Below are 19,962 nucleotides of genomic sequence, written 5' to 3'. Positions count from 1 at the left end.
CCGAGGCGGTTGAATTTAACCGTTCGTTAATCGGTGAGTGGCCCTAATCCAGTTGTTTCCGTCAATGACCTGACATGGCTGGCCGGCGCGCAGACGGAGGCGGGTTTGTCAGACGGGTCCGCCGAGCAATCCAATGGCCATCGTCACGCAGAGCACCGGCCAGATTTCTCCTGCCAACGAGCGGGTCTATCACTAGAGCAACCTGCTCGGTGAATGGAAGGGTAATTGGGCGGGAAACAATCAGGCCGTCGGCTTCAAGGTCGTGAACATCCGCGGCGCCCGCGCGCAGGTGGAATACACCCATAACGGGCACACCGAGCGTGGTTTTGGCAAGGTCGACGGTGCAACCATCAGCTTCGGTTCGGTCACGATCGGGACCAAGAACGGCAAGAATGCGGCGCTCGTGTTCTCCGCCGGCGGCGGTCAGGCGAGCGCATCACTTGAAAAACAGGCGCCGCCAGCCTCCGAGAGCCGCCTCATCGGAAGCTGGGGTGGCTATTCGGCCGACAACAACAAGAGCGCGAGCTTCCGGGTGGTCTCCATCACTGGCAACGAGGCGCTGGTCACGACCACCATCGACGGCATCACCCGGCAGGGCACCGGCATCGTCTACAAGAACGTGGTCATGTTCGGACAAACGCAGATCTCGACGGACGACGGAAAGAACGGCAAGGTCATCTTCCAGGTCGGCAGCAAATCTTTCCAGGTACCGGTGACGAAATTACCGCCGTCCGATACGTCGTCTTCGGTGGACAGGACGGCGTAGCCGCTCAGGCTGCTTCTCGCCGGACTGCGTTAGGGCCTTCAATTGCCGGTCGATCTGACGCAAGACGTCGCAGGCGGGCGCGAAAGCACCACCGCCGATCAGCCGCCAGATCTCCGTTGCCTGCTCGGCCAGACGCGGAATCGTCAGTGGCAGCCGCGCCGCTTCCAAGAGCGCGCCCTTTTCGTTGATGAGATAGCGTTCGTTGAGAGCGAACACGACCTGCGCGACGCAGGCGAGCGACCGGTAGGCGCATCCAGCGATATGGGTCTGTTCGCCGCGCGCGATGGCAAGCTCGGCATTCTCGATGCCGAACAGGATTTCCCACTGGAAGCGCCGGATCAACGCCTCGCGCAGTGGCCTCGGATAAGGCAGAGCGATCGATTTCAGCCGGGCGATCAGCGCTTGCGGATCGTGCAGTGGCCGGCAATGAGCGACCTCTCCCATCCAGATCGCCGAACAGAAGCCGTGTGGATGGCCGGGCTGGTAATCGATGCTGACGATGCCGGCCCGGCAGGTTTCCATTACGGCTTCGACCGCCTCGGCGTCGCGATAGAGCAGATCGACCTTCTGTCCGCCGACCGACAGCCAGGCGCCTCCGACGATCCACGGTCCCCATTCGCCGATCTTCGTTACTGTCGCGGCGGCGGGATCATCGGCGATTTCCTTTACGGCGGTGAGCAACCGTGCGGTATCCAGCGGAACCGCCGCCCTGAAATAGAGGCCGATATCGTGGTCCGACGCGGCGTGCCCGCTTCCCCGCGCACGCGAGCCGCCGAGCACGATGGCCGCGACACCTGGCAGTTCGGCGAGCGCGGACGTCAGGCGCGTGAGCAGCGGATCGTGCGGCATGGACGCCAGCTTACGTCGGCGCGCGACCCGTGCAAGGATGTCAGCGCCGGGCGCGGCTGCGGGATCGGCATGGCCGTGTGGCAGCTTGCGCGGAAGACATCGAAGAACTTTGCCGCGGGCGATCGCGGCGGGAATCAGCTTACCTTCGGGATGGGAACGGATGCCTCGAGCCGACTCCGTCGGCCGGAAGTGACCGGCTCGAAGTCAGGAGAGTGACGAATGCCGACCGCAAGGCTAGCCGAAGAGTCCGATCTCTCCGCGCCGCTCGAGCTGTTTCGCGCATCGCAGGTCAGCGCCGCCGCACCGGTGGAGCGAGCCGAGGACATCTGGCGGCAGACAATGTCCCGCGACGATCTCGCCGTATTCGTCTCGGCGGAGGAGAGCCGCATCGTCGCCAGCTGCATGCTGATCACTGCGCCGAACCTGTTGCGCGCCGGCCGGTGCCACGGCTTTGTCGAGAATGTCGTGACCCACCCCGACTATCAGGGACGCGGCCACGGACGCGCCGTGATCGCGGCGGCGCTAACTGAGGCCTGGCGCAAGGACTGCCATCACGTCCTGATGCAGAGCGGCCGCAAGGACGCCCGCGTGCATCGTTTCTACGAGGACTGCGGCTTCGTGCCGGGCCTGCGGGTCGGCTACGTCGCGCACAGGCCCGTGCGGCCGGCGTGAGGAGGTCAGGCCTTGGCCTTCGGATCAGATTGAAGGGCACTGCCACAGCTAGTCGCGCGTCACTCGCTGGCATTTGCGATCTGCGGAGGGTATAATTCACGAACTTTTCGACGGTAGTCTGAATGTCCAACCTCGCAGTTCCACGTGGTCTCGCAACTCTCTTCGCGGTGCTTTGCCTGGGCGGAGCACCGCTTCAGGCGCAAGTTGCGCCCCTGAGATATTGGATACCGGGCGGGCCTTTTGGCCTCAGTGGCAGTGCAGGCCAGAGTTCCGATGCTTACGGTAACTTTCCAGGCTTCAATGCCGGCGATGCAGCCGAACGCAGCGATGTTCCGAGCGGATTCTTCGTCGGAGGCGAGCGCGGTCACCTTGGCTTGAGTGGCATTAGCACATCTGGAAATTTCGGCGCGCTCTCTTATGACAGCACGCAGTTCGGCTACAACACCAAGACGGCGGGCGGCATACCCGTCACGTTCTTTGCCGGTTTCGACACGCTGAAATACCGCAACGGCATCGGCAACTCGCTTGCGCCGCTCACCTCCAGCACCACACCCGGCTATGGTGGGTTTGCGGGTGTCGAATTCAAGCCGACCCCCAACCTCAGCCTGTCGTTCGGGGTCGGTTACACCCAGCAGCAATCGGGGCGCATGGACAGCGATATCAACTCGTCGATGCTGCCCGGCGAGTCGCCGGCGTTGAGCGGCTTGCGTCGTTGAGCGTTCACGCGTCAATTTCGCCGCCCGCTTGACCGCGGCCGCGTTGGCCTACGAGAAGCCCGCCACCAGCGGGCGTCGCAGGTGCTTCGCCATCAGCTCCGCCGCTTCGGCATAACGCCGCGTTTCCAGAACCTCGAGTAGGCGTAAATGCTCGCGCACGTGCCGCCGCATGCCGTCGCGGTCGGCGAAGCTGCGATAGGCGAACAGGCGTCTGATCGAATTCACGCGCCTCAGCGACTCAAGAAAGAAGGGATTGCCGGCGCCGCGGATGATCTCCTCATGGAATTCGCAACCGGAATGAAAGACCTCGCCGATCGTCATCTTCTCGAGCTCGCCCTCGAACACGCGCTGTTGACGCTCGCGCAAGCGTGCAATCACCTCCTGCGGCAGCGCAAAGCCGGGCTGCGCGATCGCCGCCGGCTCGATCACCGCGCGAAACGCCATAGCCTTGGCATGAGCTTCGGGGCTTGAGACCGTCTCTGCGAAGCGCCAGCCATAACCCGGCAGGCGCGCGACCCAGCCCTCGGCAGCGATCCGGTCAAGCAGCCGCTGCAGCTCGGCCCGGCTGAGGCCATAGCGGCGCATCAGCTCCGCCTCGGTGACGTCAGCCGGTAGCCGGCTTGCGAGCACGTCGCCTGCGATGGTCGCATAAACCTGTTCGCGGCGCCGGACTGCTGCGAGGGCTGGCTGGGCTGCGCCGCTGGTCGGGTTCTTGGCCAGCACGAACCCGCGATGCGGCTCGCCGCGCGCGAGTCCTGCCGCTTCCAGAGCCCTGAGGCCGAGCCGGATGGGCGCGCGTGAAAGATCGAGCGCATCGGCAAGCCTTTGTTCGATCAACCGATCGCCAGCTTTCATACCTTCGCGTCGGGCAAGCGCCATGATCAGGCCGGCGAGGTGCTCAGCGCGCTCGGAACCGCCTCTACGTGAGGCGGGCTGTCGGGAACTGTCGGAGGCAGTCATTGCAGTGCACGCAGATTTTGAGCTTGACAGACTGTTCCACGGATTGTTCTTTAAGGCAATAATATACAATCATGCCAGGGAGAGCCAGATGACGCATGCGCCGGATGTCCTGATTTGCGAGGTCGGCCCCCGTGATGGCCTGCAAAATCTGGACGTGTTCGTTCCCACCGAAGCCAAATGCGCGCTGGTTGATATGATCGCCGCCGCCGGCGTGCGCGAGATCGACGCAGGGTCCTTCGTGCCGCCGAAAGTCGTGCCGCAATTCGCCGATGTCGATGCGGTGATGGCGTACGCACTCGCGCACAAGACGGCGACAATCGGTGCACTTGTGCCGAACGTGAAGGGCGCGGAGCGCGCCATCGCCGCCGGTGTCAACGCCATGTACTTCGTCATCTCCGCCAGCGAGACTCACAACCGCGCCAATGTGCGCCGCTCGATTGAAGAGCAGCTCGAGGGATTTCGCGCGGTCCGCGCCGCGATCGACGCCTGTCCGGCGGACCAACGACCGCACTTGATGGGAGCGATCTCCACCTCCTTCGGCTGCTCGCTGGAAGGCGAGGTGAGCGAAGCGGCCGTGTGCCGGGTTGCGCGCGCCTTTGCCCAGGCCGGTGCCGACGAGATCGGGCTCGCCGACACCGTCGGCTATGCCACCCCGAAACTGATCAGGCAGATCGTCGAAGCTGTCAGGCACGAAGTCGGATCGCAAATGACGCTGCGGCTGCATCTGCACGACACGCTCGGTGCTGGCCTTGCCAACGCCGTCGCCGGCCTCGAAGCCGGGATCCACCGTTTCGACGCCGCGGTATCAGGACTTGGCGGCTGCCCCTTCGCTCCTGGCGCCCGCGGCAACATCGTCACCGAGGACCTCGTGTTCATGCTGGAACGGATGGGACTATCCACCGGCATTGACCTGGATCGCCTGATGCAAACGCGCGAGATTCTCGCCCGCCATATCCCGGCAAGACATCTGACCGGGCATCTTCACGAGGCCGGCATTCCCAAGGTGCTGCGGAGGGCGGCATGACGGCAGCTACGTCCGAGGCGGCATCGGAGTTGCGTCCGCTGGCCGGCCTTCGTGTCATCGAGTTCAGCCAGATGGTGATGGGGCCGAGCTGCGGCTTGATCCTCGCCGATCTCGGCGCCGATGTCATCAAGGTCGAGCCGCCCAAGGGCGACCGCACCCGCTATTTCAAGGGGCCCGCTGCCGGCTTCTTCGCCACCTACAGCCGGAATAAGCGCAGTATCGCGTTGGACACGTCGACCGCGGAGGGCCAGAACGTCGCGCGGAGGCTGATTGAGAACAGCGACGTCCTGATCGAGAATTTCCGGCCCGGCCTGCTGAAGCGGATCGGCCTCGACTCCGAGTCGGTGGCCGCTTTTGCGCCACGCCTGATCTACTGCTCGCTCAAAGGCTATTTGCCCGGCCCTTACGAGAATCGTCTCGCGCTCGACGAGGTCGTGCAGATGATGGGCGGTCTCGCCTACATGACCGGCTTGCCCGACCGGCCGATGCGCGCCGGTGCCTCGGTTAACGACGTCATGGGCGGCATGTTCGGCGTGATCGCGATCCAGGCTGCGCTCGCCGAGAGGCAGCGCACCGGCCGTGGCCGCTACATCCAGAGTGCACTCTACGAGAACAACGTGTTCCTGATGGCGCAGGCCATGATGTGCGAGGCAGTCAGCGGCCAGCCCTCGATTCCCTATTCGATCAAGGACAGCCCGTGGCCGGTCTATGATCTCTTCGACACCAGGGACGGCTCGAAGCTGTTCGTCACCATCGTCGGTGAAGAGCAGTGGGAGGCCTTCTGCCGCGCCTTCGATCGCGAATCCTGGCTTGCCGATCCGCGCTTTGCGACGAGCAACGATCGCGTCGACCATCGCGGCTGGCTGATCCCCGAAATCGCGAAGATATTCAAGCAATGGGACAAGGCCGATCTCGCCGCGCGCCTTGAGCAGCTCGATCTGCCTTACGCGCCGGTGAACAAGCCCGGCGATCTCTTCGATGACCCGCATCTGAACCAGTCGGGCGGATTGACCAAGATTCACCTGCCTGATGGCGGCGAGGCGAAAACGCCGCTGTTGCCGATCTCCATGGACGGCCGACGTCTGCCCAACCGCTACGATCCGCCGCAGATTGGCGAGCAAACGCGCGAGATCCTGAGTGAGATCGGCGTTTCGTCGAACGAAATCGAAACTCTGCGAAGAGCAGGAACGATCCGGATTGCGCCTACGCCGTCCTGACCAACGCATCAATCAAACAAGAACGAGGGGAGGAGCACATGAACATCACCAGGCGCCAGGCGCTGATCGCGGGCTCCACATTGGCCGGCGCATCGATGCTGCCCAGGCAGCTCTGCGCCGAGACCGAGCAGGTATCGCTCGCCTTCGGGCCGGTTTCGCCGGTCTACGCCATCGGCATGATCGCTGAGCTGAAGGGGTACTTCAGGGACGAAGGTCTCGACTCAAAGCTCGTCACCGGTAACGCCGGAACATTCGGTCGCCAGACACTGGCGGCAGGACAAGCACAGTTCGCGCACGGCGATGCCAGCCATCCACTCCAGCTCAGTGCGCGCGGCAAGCCCTGCAAGATCCTGCTTGCGACCGAGATGGTGTGCTCCTACGCCAACATCATGGTCCGGCAGGACCTCTACGACAGCGGTGTCAATTCGGTCGAGAAGCTCGCCGAGTACAAGCGGCCTGACGGCGCCAAGCCGATCGTCGCGGCCACCGCGATCGGGTCGGGCACCTGGGTGTTCGGCACCTATGTGTTCGAAACGCGCGGGCTCGGCGACAGGGTGAACTGGGTCGCTGGCGGCGGGCCCAACACGATGTTTCCGTCGCTGCAGACCAAGCAGTTCGACGGCATCATGGCGCCGCCAAGCTGGATCGTCGAGATCGAGAAGAAGGGCTTTGGCAGGACGATCTACGACACCTCCAAGCCCGGCGTATTCGAGAAGGATTTCGGCGGGACGCTGCCCGTGCTCGTGATCTACACGCTCCATGACACGATCGAGCAGGACAAGGCGATGGTGCAGGCCTACGTGAACGCGATCCACCGCGCGATGGCTTTCGTGAAGGCGACGCCGCTCGCCGACGTGCAGGCATTGGTCACGCCGAAATATTTCTCGGGTATCGACCCTGATGCGGTCAGCGCCGAGCTCGGCTTCGACAAGTCGACGTGGGCCTATGACGGTGTCATCGACAAGTCTTCGTTCGAACGCGGCGCCAAGCCCTGGCACCGCAAGGGAACAGATATTCCCGAGACGAAATACGAGGACGTCGTCGACATGAGCTTCCTCCAGGCGGCCAGGGCAAAATACAAATGATCGTCGCGCCAGGTCCCGGCTTCGCGCTCGCGCGAGACGAGGATAAACGAGCCGCGCCGCGCACCCGAATTGCGGTGCAAGGTCTCACCAAGCGCTTTAACGCGTCCGGCCGTGAGTTCGTGGCGGTCGATGACGTTTCCTTCGAGGTGAAGCAGGGCGAATTCGTCGCGCTGCTCGGTCCATCCGGCTGCGGCAAGAGCACAATCCTCAACATGGTCGCGGGGCTATTGCCGCGCTCGGGCGGACACATCCTGATCGATGAGGACACGGTTGAGACCGGCAAGGTCAACCCCAGGGTCGGCTACGTCTTCCAGCGCGACACGCTGTTTCCCTGGCGAACCGTCGAGCAGAACATCGGCTACGGGCTGGAGATTGCGAGGCTACCAAAGACCGAGCGCGCCGGGCGCGTCGCTTCGGCGGTCGAGAAGGCCGGGCTCTCAGGTTTTGCGCGGAGCTTTCCCCGCATGCTGTCCGGCGGCATGCGCCAGCGCGTCGCCTTGATGCGCACGCTGATCCTGGAGCCCGAGATCCTGCTGATGGACGAGCCGTTCGGCGCGCTCGACACCCACACCAAGCTCGAAATGCACAAGACGCTGCTGGAGATATGGGAACGCGAGCGGCAGACGGTGCTGTTCGTAACCCACGATCTCGGCGAGGCTTTGACGCTGGCGAGCCGCATCATCCTGCTCTCGGCGCGGCCCGGCAGGCTCAAGGAAGACTTCGACGTCGCCATCCCGCGGCCGCGCGATCCCGTGGCCGTGCGCGAGACCGCCGAATTCGGCCGCCTCTACTCTCACATCTGGCATTCCCTCGGCGAAGAATTCCGCCGCACCAGGGCCGACTAACCATGTCCAACAGCCGTACCGCCGTCCTGTTCTGGCAACTGGCCATTCTCGTATTGGTTCTCGTCGTCTGGCAGTGGGGGTTTGAATGGAGCAGGGCGCTGTTGCCGAAGGCCTATGTTCCGCAAATCCTGGATCCGTATTTCATCGCCAAGCCATCGTTGATCTGGCAGAGCTTCTTGCGGCTTGGCTGCTTTGCCGATTCCGCCGGCTTTGCCGCCTGCATCAACGGCAACGACAACAATTTGTGGGTCGCCACGCTCGTCACGCTGAAGAACACCTGGTGGGGCTTTCTTTTCGGGTCAGCGAGCGGAATCGCGGCTGGCCTGCTCCTCGGCCGTTCGGACTTCCTTGCCCGCGTGTTCGGGCCCTACGTCGTGGCGCTCAACTCGATACCGCGCATCGCGCTGGTGCCGCTCGTCATCCTGATCTTCGGCCTCGGCGATCTCTCCAAGATCGCCACCGCCTGGCTCGTCGTTTTCTTCGTGGTATTCTTCAACACCTTCGAGGGAACACGTGCGGTCGACCGCGACCAGATCGCCGCCGCCCGTCTGCTGGGCGCCAGCGAATTCACCGTGCTGCGCACCGTCGTGATGCCTTCCGCACTGGCCTGGGTGTTCGCCTCGCTGTTGCCGGCTGTGTCTTTCGCGCTGATCGGTGTCATCGTCGGCGAGTTCATCGGCGCCGAACGCGGGCTCGGCAAGCTCATCATCGAGGCCGAGGCGCGCGCCAATGCCAGCGAGATGATGGTCGCCATCTTCGTCATGATGTTCGTCGGGATTTTACTGGCGATCGCCGTGCGTTCGCTGCAGTCCTACCTGCTGCGATGGCAGCCGCAATTCGAGGGGTCGGCATAGCAGTCCGGAAGGAATCGAAGGCTGGGCGGCCGGGTACCGCGTCAGCGGCTGAACCTTGCCACCAGCTCCACATGCGGCGTGTGCCGGAATTGGTCCACCGGCACCACGGTCTCGATCCTGTAGCCGCCATCGATCAGCAGCCGTGCATCGCGGGCAAACGTCGCGACATTGCAGGACACCGCGATGATGACAGGCACCTTGCTCGCGGCGAGCTTCAGCGCCTGCGCCTGCGCGCCCTGGCGCGGCGGGTCGAGCACGACGGCATCGAACTCGCGCAGCTCCTGAGGCACCAGCGGGCGGCGGAACAGATCGCGCGGCTCGGCCTTGATCGGCTTCAGGCCGGGCGCGCGTGCCGCTTTTGCCAGTGCGGCGATGGCGCCGGTATCGTTGTCATAGGCCGCGACGCGGGCTTTCTCGGCAAGCCGAAGCGCGAACGGGCCGACGCCGCAGAAGAGGTCGAGAACCTCCTTGGACTTGCCGATGCGTTCCGCAACGAGCGCGGCCAGCGTCTCTTCGCCTGCGACGGTTGCTTGCAGGAACGAGCCCGGCGGCAGCGACACCTCGGCACGGCCCATCTGCAGGGTCGGCGGCAGGCGTTGCAGCACCAGCTCGCCGTGACGCGTCAGCCGCGCCAGGCGGTGCTGCTCGGCGACGCGCGACAGCGCCGTGACTATCGCCGTCGGCAGCGGGCCGGAGCCGCGCACGTCGACGTCGAGGCCGTTGGCGGTGGCGGTGACCTGGATGTCGAGCGGCTTTGTCACCGGCATCCTCGACGTCAGCGGCTCTGAGAGCGCCCACGCGGCATCGAGTGCGCCATCAAGCGCGGGATCGAGAATGGGGCAGCGATGGATCGGGATGACGTCATGCGAGCTTGCGGCGGAAAAACCCACCTTGAGGATGTCATGCGTGCCGAACCGGCCATGCAGTGTGATGCGTCTGCGCCCCGCACCATGGGCATCGACCAGCGGCGCCACCTCGCAGTCGAGGCCGGCCTGCGCCAGCGTCTCGACCACGATGTTGCGCTTCCAGGCTTGGTACGGCCCGGCTGCCCAGTGCTGGATCGCGCAGCCGCCGCAGACACCGAAATGCGGGCAGAACGGTTCGATGCGCTCCAGGCTTGCAACATCGACCGCAAGCAGCTTGCGGCGGTCGGGATGGTTGCCCGCGACATGGTCGACCTCGACGGTCTCGCCGCCGAGCGCATAGGGCACATAGATGGCTTCGCTTTCATCGAGGCAGACGCCATCGCCGCGATGGCCGACATGATCGATCTTCACGCGCTCAACCACGGCGCGCGCCCAGGAAGAATTCGATGTTGCCGTCGCCGCCCGCAATCGAGGAAGGGAACACCTCGATATCGGTGCAGCCGAGCGATGCGGCAAAGGCCGCGATATCGTCGCAGATCTCCCGATGCACGGCGGCGTCGCGGATGATGCCCTTCTTGTTGTGCTTTCGGTCTGCCTCGAATTGCGGCTTGATCAGCGCCAGCAGGCTCATGGGCGCCGCGGCAAGCGAGAGCGCCACGGGCAGCACCGTCTTCAGCGAGATGAAGCTGACATCGATGACGACGACGTCGGGCCGCGCCGGCAGCCGCTTGCCTTCGTAGCTGCGGATATCCGTCTCCTCCATCGAAATGATCTTTGGATGCCCGCGCAGCGAGGGATGCAATTGCGCGGTGCCGACGTCGACTGCGAAGACGAGGCTCGCGCCGTTGGCGAGCAGCACTTCGGTGAACCCTCCGGTGGATGCACCGACGTCGAGGCAGACATGGTCCTCGATCTCGATCGGATAGCGCTCCAGCGCGCCGGCAAGCTTGACGCCGCCGCGGGAGACATAGGGATGCGCCGGCTCCGCCTGGATCACTGCATCTTCTGCGACCGTCTCCGACGGTTTGGAAACCGGCTTGTCGTTCGCGGTGACGAGCCCGGCCTCGATCGCCGCGCGCGCCCGCGCCCGGCTTTCGAACAGGCCGCGCTCGACCAGCAGAACATCCGCGCGCTTGCGGGGAGGGGACATCACGCTCTCCGGAGACGACTGTTATGTAGTGATCGCTCGCGCGGCCGCCATCCGGACGCAAGTCTCGAACGCGGCAAGGTCATGCCAGACGTCGATAGGCATCGCCGCCGGCGTCACCAGCGGGCAGCCATGCAGCTCCAGCGCATGGATCATCATGAGATTGTCGGGGAGGCCAAAGTCCTCGACGGTCAGCCCCTGCGCATCGACCAGCCGCCCGTTCTCGGATGTAACGTCCATCAAGCGCCGGACGCGGTCGGCGTAGACGGCGCCGTCGTTGGAATAGGCCAGACAAAACTTGCCGCGGCCGGCCATGTAGCCGAGCTCATAGACGGTGCCGGGATCGGCCCCGGCGCCGCGGAACGGGGTGAGGTTGGCGATGACGGCGTCGGCCTGATCCATCATCGCCTCGTTGCCGGTAAAGATCCGCCGCGAGGCATCGGCGGCGGCGAGGTCGATGGCGTTGTCGAGGGGATAGAGGCCGACGAGCCCGAAGCGAGCGCAGATCGCCGCCTTTTGGCGACCGATCTCGACCGCATCCGGCAGGAACACGTCAGGGCCTGCCAGATAGATTTTCATGGGACCACCGGTCGAGGAGGCGTGGAGTTGTTGCGGCATCGGAAGTGTAAAACCTCTCCCATTGGGAGAGGTCCGCCGAAGGCGCGGGTGAGGGGTTACGCTCTCACGTGGGACCTCTACCCCTCACCCGGATTGCTTCGCAATCCGACCTCTCCCTATGGGAGAGGTGCGGGCAGCGTCTGGCCGATAATCAGGCCAGCTTGACCGTCTCGGCCTTGACGTCCTTGCCGAGCGCCTCGAACACCTTGGCGACGATGCCCTTGGCATCGAGACCGGCGCGGGCGTACATCGCGGCTGGGGTGTCGTGGTCCTGGAACACGTCGGGCAGCACCATGGTGCGGAAGCGCAACAGGCCGCTGTCGAGCATGCCCTGGTCGGTCAGGAACTGCGCGACATGCGAGCCGAAACCACCGACCGCGCCTTCCTCGATCGTGATCAGGATCTCGTGGTCGCGGGCGAGCTTGAGCACCAGCTCGGTGTCGAGCGGCTTCATGAAGCGCGCATCGGCGATCGTGGTGGAGAGGCCGTGGGCTGCGAGCTCGTCGGCCGCCTTCTCGCATTCGACCAGACGGGTGCCGAAGGAGAGCAGGGCGATCTTGCTGCCCTCGCGGACCACGCGGCCCTTGCCGATTTCGAGGGGAATGCCGACGTCCGGCATCTCGATGCCGCGGCCTTCGCCGCGGGGATAACGCAGCGAACTCGGACGGTCGTTGATCGCGACCTGGGTTGCGACCATGTGCACGAGCTCGGCTTCGTCGCTTGCAGCCATGATCACCATGTTCGGCAGGCAACCGAGATAGGCGTTGTCGAACGAGCCGGCATGCGTCGCGCCGTCGGCGCCGACGAGGCCGGCGCGGTCGATAGCGAAGCGGACCGGCAGGTTCTGGATCGCGACGTCATGCACGATCTGGTCGTAGCCGCGCTGCAGGAAGGTCGAGTAGATCGCGCAGAACGGCTTGTAGCCTTCGCTGGCAAGACCGGCGGCAAAGGTCACCGCGTGCTGCTCGGCAATGCCGACGTCGAAAGTGCGGTCCGGGAAGGCCTTGTTGAAGATGTCGACGCCGGTGCCGGACGGCATTGCCGCAGTGATCGCGACGATCTTGTCGTCCTTCTCGGCTTCCTTGACGAGGCTCTGGCCGAACACGTTCTGATAGGCCGGCGCGTTCGGCTTGGCCTTGGCCTGGGTGCCGGTCGCGACGTCGAACTTGACGACCGCATGATATTTGTCGGCGGAGGCTTCCGCCGGACCGTAGCCCTTGCCCTTCTGCGTCACGACGTGGACCAGGATCGGGCCGGTCTCCATGTCGCGGACGTTCTTCAACACCGGCAGCAGATGGTCGAGGTTGTGGCCGTCGATCGGGCCGACGTAATAGAAGCCGAGCTCCTCGAACAGCGTACCGCCGTCCATCATGAACCCGCGGGAATATTCCTCGACGCGGTTGGCGCGGTTGGCGAGGATCTTGGGCAGCCGCTTGTTGATCTGCTTGGCCGCCTCGCGCAGCGTGCGATAGGTCTTGCCGGAGTAGAGCCGCGACAGATAGGCGCTCATGGCGCCGACCGGCGGCGCAATCGACATGTCGTTGTCGTTGAGGATGACGATCAGGCGCGAGTTCATCGCACCCGCATTGTTCATCGCCTCATAAGCCATGCCGGCCGACATGGCGCCGTCGCCGATCACCGCGATGACGTTGTTCTTGCCGCCGGAGAGGTCGCGCGCCACGGCCATGCCGAGGCCGGCGGAGATCGAGGTCGAGGAATGCGCGGCGCCGAACGGATCGTAATCGCTCTCGCTGCGCTTGGTGAAACCGGACAGGCCGCCGCCGGTGCGCAGCGTGCGGATGCGGTCGCGCCGGCCGGTGAGGATCTTGTGCGGATAGGCCTGGTGGCCGACGTCCCAGATCAGCCGGTCGCGCGGCGTGTCGAAGACGTAATGGATCGCGGTGGTGAGCTCGACAACGCCGAGGCCCGCCCCGAAGTGACCGCCGGTCACCGAGACGGCATCGATCGTCTCCTGCCGCAGCTCGTCGGCGACCTGGCGAACCTGCTCGATCTTGAGCTTGCGTAGGTCGTCCGGCGTTCGGATGGTGTCGAGAAGCGGCGTTTTACTGTATGCGTTCACGGCGATTTCCAATTTGTCAGCGCCGGAAGGTCATTCCGGGGCACGATGGGTTTGCACAATATCGGCGCAGCGCGAGTCCTTAAACCGTCGGAGCCACCTGCATGGGGCAGAGCCCCTTCTTCAAGCTTAGGTGAGCTTAAGTGCGCTCCGGTTCAGTCTCTGTGATCCCTGTCACTTAGATCGGCTTCGTCCATCCCAGCCAATTTCATTAGCGATTTGAGTTACTTGCTGTTGGCAATCGATGCCCACGCAAGGCTTACAAAAAGCCACACTCCGCGCAGCTTTACACCAAACCTTGGGCCAAAGCCAACCCGCGGGACCGACTACGGCCATGCAGGTGCAATCCGCAGGCCAGTTTAGTTAATCCTGGCGCGGGAGCGGAGGTTCCAATCCTGCCCGGTTCCTCGGCAGGCTTTTAGGCGAGCGCGAGGCCGTTTGGGGGCGGATTCAACCAGCTGGGAGCCTCTTGGGACGCGAATCGCGACCAAGCAGATCGTGCGTCGCGGATCTTCCGCGAGCGGAACCCCATGATCATCAAAAATTGCGGGGCGGTTACCGCCCGAGATGGGCGGCACTGACAAACGGGCCTTTACTGCACGTCGAGCGGCGCGGTGCCGGTGGCCTGGCCGCTGGCATCGGTAGTAATCTTGTCGACCCGCGCCTCGGCCTGGCGCAACAGCTCCTCGCAGCGGCGCTTCAGGGCCTCGCCACGCTCGTAGATCGTCACGGATTCCTCGAGCGGCACCTTGCCGTCCTCCAGCCGCTTCACGATCGTCTCGAGCTCCTCGATGGCACGTTCGAAGGTGAGCCTGGAGACGTCGACTTGAGTATTTTCGGCCATATCCGTTTCCGATTGCCCGATTCGCTTCCCCTGCAGAAGAGCAGGGTTTTGCGGGCGTAATGTGGCGGGTGTTTTCAGGCGCCCATCAGGGCGCCGACATGCGCCGTAACAGATTCTTTCAATCCTTGCAGATCATAGCCGCCCTCAAGCACCGAAACAATTCGGCCCTCTGCGCTCTTGTCGGCGAGGTCCATCAGCTTGCGCGTGACCCAGGTGTAATCCTCGGCACGCAAATTCAGCGAGGCCAGCGGATCGCGGTAATGCGCATCGAAGCCCGCGGAGATGATGAGAAGCTCGGGACTGAACTTCGTCAGTTGCGGCAGGATCAGGTTCTCGAATGCGATACGGAATTCGGGGCCGCCGTCTTCGGAGGCGAGTGGCGCGTTGACAATGGTCTCGTGGTCGCCGCGCTCGTCCCGCGCGCCCGTGCCCGGAAACAGCGGCATCTGGTGGGTCGAGCAGTACATCACGGTCGGATCCGACCAGAAGATGTCCTGCGTGCCGTTGCCGTGATGCACGTCGAAATCGACGATGGCCACGCGCTTGATGCCATATTTGCGTTGCGCATGGCGCGCCGCGATCGCGACGTTGTCGAAGAAGCAGAAGCCCATCGGCTTGCCGATCTCGGCGTGATGTCCGGGCGGGCGCACCGCGACAAAGGCGTTGCGGTGCTCGCCGGCCATCACCGCTTCGGTCGCGGCGACCGCGCCGCCAACGCCGCGCATTACCGCCTCCCAGGTGCCTGGGGACATCGAGGTGTCGCCGTCGACATAGACCTGGCCGCTGGTCGGCGCGATGTGGCGCAACTCGGTGACGTAATGCTCGTTGTGGCAGAGCGTGACGAGGTCGAGGTCGCCCTCCGGCGCTTGGTCGCGCACCAGGAACTGAAAGCGCTCATGCGACAGCGCCTCCTCGACCGCGCGCAGGCGGTCGGGCCTTTCCGGGTGCCCCGGCGGCGTGACGTGGTCGAGGCAGGCCTTGTGGGAGAGGAGAAGCGTGCTCATCAGGTCGGGCTCATGGGATGCGGGCTCTTGATGTCGCTTGGCGCATCCGGCGCCAAAACGCAATGCAAGACCCAATCTATGCGCTTGGCGTTAAATGGCAAATGGCGGTCCCGTTCCGGCCCGTTTGCGCCAGATCAATTCACGCGAAGAATGCGGGTGGGCGGCAGCGGGCCGATCGGTCCGTGCGCCCTGAAGAAGGCAAACAGCGCGTCCGCATCGTAACCGCCATATTGCGGCGAGTTGCCCTGTTTGGCGACCGTAAAGCTGTCGCCACCGACGGCGAGGTAATCGTTGAGGGTGACGCGGTAGCCGGTGGACCGCTCGATCGGCCTGCCGTTGAGCGTCATCGTCTCGGCAGCGACGCGCTCGCCGAGCGGTTTTGACGCATCCCAGGTGTAGCTGAACCCGTTCGAGACCTGGAGGATCCGTGGCCGCTTCGGATCGAGCCATTGCTGCTCCAGCATGTCCTTGAGCTGGCTCCCTGTGAGCGTCATGGTGACGAGGCGGTTGCGGAACGGCTGGCTCGCGAAGACATCGCCGAAGGATATAGCGCCATTCTCCTTCGGAACGATGTCGGTGCGGATGCCGCCGGGATTGGTGAGCGCGATGACAGCGCCGCCATCCTTGGCGTCCTTCGTTGCCGCGAGCTGCGCGTCCGCAATGACGTCGCCGAGCGCGCTTTCGCCGGCCTCGTTCGGCACGCGCGACAGCGTCCGCGTCACCGACCCGGCCGGACGACTGGCGATCGGGGCGGCGAGCTTGTCATAGGCCTCGATCAGCGCGGTCTGCTCGGGATCCTTCGGCAGCGAGGCGTTGGCGACGATGACGTTCTCGGCCCTGGCGCTGACGACGTCGCGCGTCGCCGGATCGAGCTTGAGGTCGACCGCGGTGACCAGCGTGCCGTATTTGTCGCCGCTGGTGACGAGCCGCCCGTCGATGTTGCAGACATAAGCGCGATGGGTGTGGCCGCTGACGACGACGTCGACGGCGCGGTCGAACTTTTTGACGATCTCGACGATCGGCCCGGAGATGCCGGGGCAGTCATTGTAGTCGCCGGCCGGCTCGCCGCCTTCATGGATCAGCACCACGATGGCTTCCACGCCGCGTGCCTTCAGTTGCGGCACGAGCGCGTTCACCGTCTCGGCCTCGTCGCGGAATTCGAGACCGGTAATGCCGGCGGGCGAGACGATGCCGGCTGTGCCTTTCAAGGTCAGTCCGATGAAGGCGACGGGGATGCCGTCGAACTCCCTGATCTCGTAGGGCGGCAGCACGCTTCTGCCGGTCGCGGTCTCGACGGTGGAGGCTGCGAGATAGTGGAATTTCGCGCCCGTGAAGGGATGCGGCCCCTGGCAGCCGTCGACCGGATGGCAGCCGCCGTTCTGCATCCGCAGCAGCTCGGCCTTGCCCTCGTCGAACTCGTGATTGCCGACCGAGCTGATCGCAAGCCCCATCATCGAGAGCGACTCGATCGAGGGCTCGTCGTGAAACATCGCCGACAAGAACGGGCTTGCCCCGATCAGGTCGCCGGCGGCAACGAAGATCGTGTTCCGGCGCCCCTCGCGCAATTGCCTGACCAGTGTCGCCATGTACTCGGCCCCGCCGGCCGCCACCATCACCTTCCTGGCTTTGTCCTCAGGATCACCGATGCGGATGCCGCCGGGCGGCGGCTGCAAATTGCCGTGGAAATCGTTGATCGCGAGGATGCGCAGCTCGACGGGGGCTGCGGTTTGGGCCGCAGCGGGCAGGGCAGCGGCGAGGGCGAGGGCGAAAATGGTCAGGCGGAGAAGATGTCGCATGGAACCAAGATTAGACGCTCCGCGCGAAGATTTCACGAAGCATTGTCGTGAATGTGCCGCGCTTCCTCCTTTCCCCTTGTGGGAGAAGGTGGCCGCCTTCGGCGGCCGTCCTAAAGAGGACGCCGAAGCGAAGCTTCGGCTACGGCGCCGGATGAGGGGTTCTATCCGCAGAATAAAATGGAGAGTGAGTTCGCTGAGGCAACCCATCACCCGTCTCGCCGCTGCGCGGCGAGCCACCCTCTCCCACAAGGGGAGAGGAAGAGCCTCACCGCCGTTTCCTGTTCGCGAACGCATTGAACGCAGCGACGGCTTCGTCCGACTTCAGCCGCTCGCCGAACAAATGGCTCTCCTGGTCGATGCGGCGGGTGAGCTCTTCCGGCGGGGCGCGCAGCAATTTGCGCGAGGTCGCAACCGCCTCGCCCGGCAGCTTGCAGATCTCGCGCGCCACCTTGCGGGCCTCGACCTCGGTATGTCCCGACGAGACCACCGTGTTGACGAAGCCTGCAGCGTGGGCTTCCGCGGCAGTGAAGGTCCGTCCCATCACCAGCATCGCAAAGGCGCACTGGTACCCCATCGTGCTCGGCATCAGCAGGCTGGAAGCGCCGACCGGCACGAGCCCGAGATGGATATAGGGCGCGGAGAACGTCGCGGCGGTCGAGGCGAGCACGTAGTCGCAATGGAACAGCATCACGGTGCCCATACCGATCGACGCGCCGTCCACGGCCGCGATGATCGGCTTGACGTTGAGGGCGAGCGAGTAGAGGAAGCGCGCTCCGTCCGTCAGCGTCTCGGAATTCGCCTCCCCGGCTTGCATGAAATCGTCGATATCGTCGCCGGCAGTGAACACGCCGGAGCCGCCGGTGATGATCATGCAGCGGATCTCGGGATTGTTTTGCGCGGTGTCGATCGCGCGGCTCATCTCGCGATACATGTCCTGTGTGATCGCGTTTTTCTTGCTTGGCCGGCGCAAAGTGATCACGCGCGTCGCGCGCTCTTCGGTGACGACTATGTTACCGTTCGGCATGAGTGCCCCCCGCGCCACCGCGGCGCTTGCCTCTGGCGAGTCTCGCTGGCTTCAGCCTACATCATCCCACGGACGTGCCAATGCGCTCGCTCAACCTTTTCGTGGCAATTCCGTGAGACAGGCGCTTGGTGCTTGCGCCATGGCTGCATTTGTCCCGGGAACCGACCTGCCATGGATGGTGCCAACGCATTACTTTACGCGGTATTTCGTGCTGCAACAATCGGCTACAATGTTTCGGTTGAAAAACCGTTGGTTGTGCGGCACGATGTCCTGTCTCGTTTCCATTTGGTCGATTGCTTGATTGATGATTGCCACAACGGGTATTGACGAATCCTCGGTGCACTATCGCGGCTGGCGCGTCGTGCTGGCCTGTTTTCTGATGGCTTTCTTCATGTTCGGCTTCGGCCTCTACGGCCAGGGCGTCTATCTTGCGGAGCTCCAGCACGCGCATGGCTGGCCGGGCACGCTGGTTTCCGCCGCCAGCACTTTCTCGTTTCTACTGACCTCCGTCCTCGTCATCTTCACCGACAATCTCCTGGCCCGCATCGGGCTGAGATCGCTGATCCTGTGCGGTTTGACAGCGCTCGGGGCATCGACGGTGCTGCTGGCGCTGATGCAGACGCCCTGGCAGCTTTATCTCGCCTACGCGCTGATGTCGGTCGGCTGGACCGGCATGGGCACCGTCGTGATCGCAACCGTGCTGAATTCCTGGTTCGAGCGGCGACGTGGGCTCGCGCTCAGCCTTGCGTTCAACGGCGCGACGTGCGGCGGGATCGTCCTCGTGCCGCTGCTGCTGACGCTGACCGGCAGCATCGGCTTCCGCTCGGCCATGCTGGCGGTCACGATGGCGATGGTGGTGCTGGTGTTGCCGGTGGTGGTCATCTTCACCGGCTGGCCGGCCGAGATGTCGCCGGAATCGGGCGGCCGTCCTTCCGGTGGCGGCGCGGCCGCGCCGGCCCATTCGCGCAAGGCGCTGCTCGCCCAGGCGGCGTTCTGGACCATGGTGCTGCCGTTCGCGATCGCATTGCTCGCGCAGATGGGTTTCATCGTCCACCAGGTGACGTTTCTCGAGCCGCTGATCGGCCGCTATGCCGCGGGCCTTGCGGTCACCATCATGGCGGCGATGGCAGTGGTTGGCCGCCTGTCGCTCGGCCTGTTCGTCGACCGGCTCGATCCGCGGCTCGCAAGCGCCGCCTCGATGACGAGCCAGGCGGCGGCGCTGTTCGTCATCGTGCAGAGCACGAGCCCGACGGTGCTGCTGATATGTTGCGCCGTCTACGGCTTCTCGATCGGCAACATGATCACGTTCCCGCCCCTGATCATCCAGCGCGAGATCGGCGCTGGCGCCTTCGCGGCCGCAATGGGACTGGGGACCTCGATCAGCGGCATCGTCAGCGCGTTCGGTCCCGGCATCGTCGGCCTCGTGCGCAGCCTGACCGGCGATTACACGACGGCGTTCGCGATGTGCGTGGTGCTCGATCTCGTGGCGGCCGGGATTGTGCTGTGGCGGCCGGGAGCAAGGGGCGCAGCACGAAGGTCGAGGTAAGTCCGCTAGCTGAGAGTTGGCCGGGAGCGCGCCGCATATTCCGCTGTCGTCC

19 protein-coding genes are annotated in these 19,962 nt (G+C 64.4%); 9 read left to right on the top strand and 10 right to left on the bottom strand.

Annotated elements, in window-relative coordinates:
• Positions 1–202 precede the first annotated feature (202 nt).
• Entirely contained in the window at positions 203–766 is a 564-nt protein-coding gene (locus tag IVA82_RS29555) for a hypothetical protein (protein WP_247383052.1), read from the top strand.
• Here the strand turns inward: IVA82_RS29555 and IVA82_RS29550 are convergent.
• The gene (locus IVA82_RS29550; protein ID WP_247382957.1) at positions 722–1,615 is read right to left on the bottom strand and encodes a nucleotidyltransferase domain-containing protein; all 894 of its coding nucleotides are present in this window, start codon (positions 1,613–1,615) and stop codon (positions 722–724) included. The two genes, IVA82_RS29555 and IVA82_RS29550, sit on opposite strands and share 45 nt — an antisense overlap.
• A 219-nt stretch (positions 1,616–1,834) precedes the next feature.
• Between IVA82_RS29550 and IVA82_RS29545 the strand changes: the two genes are divergently transcribed.
• The gene (locus tag IVA82_RS29545; protein WP_247382956.1) at positions 1,835–2,287 is read left to right on the top strand and encodes a GNAT family N-acetyltransferase; all 453 of its coding nucleotides are present in this window, start codon (positions 1,835–1,837) and stop codon (positions 2,285–2,287) included.
• A gap of 122 nt (positions 2,288–2,409) precedes the next feature.
• Complete coding sequence (locus IVA82_RS29540) at positions 2,410–3,003, top strand: hypothetical protein (protein WP_247382955.1); 594 nt, start codon at positions 2,410–2,412, stop codon at positions 3,001–3,003.
• Between the two features lie 48 nt (positions 3,004–3,051).
• On the opposite strand, the gene IVA82_RS29535 is transcribed toward IVA82_RS29540, so the two are convergent.
• A complete protein-coding gene (locus IVA82_RS29535) occupies positions 3,052–3,858 on the bottom strand; it encodes a GntR family transcriptional regulator (protein WP_247382954.1) in 807 nt (268 codons plus the stop codon).
• A 193-nt stretch (positions 3,859–4,051) separates the two neighbouring features.
• Between IVA82_RS29535 and IVA82_RS29530 the strand changes: the two genes are divergently transcribed.
• From IVA82_RS29530 to IVA82_RS29510, 5 genes are read left to right on the top strand one after another with little or no spacing between them, the layout of a single operon-like run.
• Positions 4,052–4,987, top strand: a complete 936-nt coding sequence (locus IVA82_RS29530; RefSeq protein ID WP_247382953.1) for a hydroxymethylglutaryl-CoA lyase — start codon at positions 4,052–4,054, stop codon at positions 4,985–4,987.
• Positions 4,984–6,204, top strand: coding sequence for a CaiB/BaiF CoA-transferase family protein (locus IVA82_RS29525; RefSeq protein WP_247382952.1), 1,221 nt, complete (start codon positions 4,984–4,986; stop codon positions 6,202–6,204). The genes IVA82_RS29530 and IVA82_RS29525 overlap by 4 nt, the downstream gene beginning before the upstream one ends.
• Positions 6,205–6,242: 38 nt before the next feature.
• Positions 6,243–7,289: an ABC transporter substrate-binding protein gene (locus IVA82_RS29520; protein WP_247382951.1), complete on the top strand. Its 1,047-nt coding sequence runs from the start codon at positions 6,243–6,245 to the stop codon at positions 7,287–7,289.
• Positions 7,286–8,134 carry an ABC transporter ATP-binding protein gene (locus IVA82_RS29515; RefSeq protein WP_247382949.1) on the top strand — a complete coding sequence of 283 codons (849 nt, stop codon included), beginning with the start codon at positions 7,286–7,288 and terminating at the stop codon, positions 8,132–8,134. The genes IVA82_RS29520 and IVA82_RS29515 overlap by 4 nt, the downstream gene beginning before the upstream one ends.
• Positions 8,135–8,136: 2 nt before the next feature.
• Positions 8,137–8,988, top strand: a complete 852-nt coding sequence (locus IVA82_RS29510; protein WP_247382947.1) for an ABC transporter permease — start codon at positions 8,137–8,139, stop codon at positions 8,986–8,988.
• A 41-nt stretch (positions 8,989–9,029) separates the two neighbouring features.
• Here IVA82_RS29510 and IVA82_RS29505 read toward each other — a convergent pair whose 3' ends face one another.
• From IVA82_RS29505 to IVA82_RS29470, 8 genes are all read right to left on the bottom strand, one after another.
• Positions 9,030–10,277, bottom strand: a complete 1,248-nt coding sequence (locus IVA82_RS29505) for a methyltransferase (protein ID WP_247382946.1) — start codon at positions 10,275–10,277, stop codon at positions 9,030–9,032.
• Positions 10,270–11,004, bottom strand: coding sequence for a TlyA family RNA methyltransferase (locus tag IVA82_RS29500; protein ID WP_247382944.1), 735 nt, complete (start codon positions 11,002–11,004; stop codon positions 10,270–10,272). The genes IVA82_RS29505 and IVA82_RS29500 overlap by 8 nt, the downstream gene beginning before the upstream one ends.
• 21 nt (positions 11,005–11,025) lie before the next feature.
• Positions 11,026–11,580, bottom strand: coding sequence for a nucleoside 2-deoxyribosyltransferase (locus IVA82_RS29495; protein ID WP_247382942.1), 555 nt, complete (start codon positions 11,578–11,580; stop codon positions 11,026–11,028).
• Positions 11,581–11,770: 190 nt separating this feature from the next.
• Positions 11,771–13,699, bottom strand: coding sequence for a 1-deoxy-D-xylulose-5-phosphate synthase (dxs, locus tag IVA82_RS29490; protein WP_247382941.1), 1,929 nt, complete (start codon positions 13,697–13,699; stop codon positions 11,771–11,773).
• A 589-nt stretch (positions 13,700–14,288) separates the two neighbouring features.
• Positions 14,289–14,540 (bottom strand): exodeoxyribonuclease VII small subunit, encoded by a 252-nt coding sequence (locus tag IVA82_RS29485; protein WP_008132970.1) that lies wholly within the window; start codon positions 14,538–14,540, stop codon positions 14,289–14,291.
• A 74-nt stretch (positions 14,541–14,614) separates the two neighbouring features.
• Positions 14,615–15,544, bottom strand: a complete 930-nt coding sequence (locus IVA82_RS29480) for a histone deacetylase family protein (protein ID WP_148741661.1) — start codon at positions 15,542–15,544, stop codon at positions 14,615–14,617.
• A 134-nt stretch (positions 15,545–15,678) separates the two neighbouring features.
• Positions 15,679–17,340 carry a bifunctional metallophosphatase/5'-nucleotidase gene (locus IVA82_RS29475; protein WP_247382939.1) on the bottom strand — a complete coding sequence of 554 codons (1,662 nt, stop codon included), beginning with the start codon at positions 17,338–17,340 and terminating at the stop codon, positions 15,679–15,681.
• 265 nt (positions 17,341–17,605) lie between these two features.
• A complete protein-coding gene (locus IVA82_RS29470) occupies positions 17,606–18,364 on the bottom strand; it encodes an enoyl-CoA hydratase-related protein (protein WP_247382938.1) in 759 nt (252 codons plus the stop codon).
• Positions 18,365–18,668: 304 nt separating this feature from the next.
• Here IVA82_RS29470 and IVA82_RS29465 point away from each other — a divergent pair, with 304 nt between their 5' ends.
• A complete protein-coding gene (locus IVA82_RS29465) occupies positions 18,669–19,910 on the top strand; it encodes an MFS transporter (protein WP_247382936.1) in 1,242 nt (413 codons plus the stop codon).
• Positions 19,911–19,962: the final 52 nt, after the last annotated feature.

This window comes from Bradyrhizobium sp. 142 (assembly GCF_023074015.1).
GTDB lineage: Bacteria > Pseudomonadota > Alphaproteobacteria > Rhizobiales > Xanthobacteraceae > Bradyrhizobium.
The sequence above is the reverse complement of the archived record's forward strand: the minus strand, read 5'-3'. Positions and strand labels throughout refer to the sequence as shown.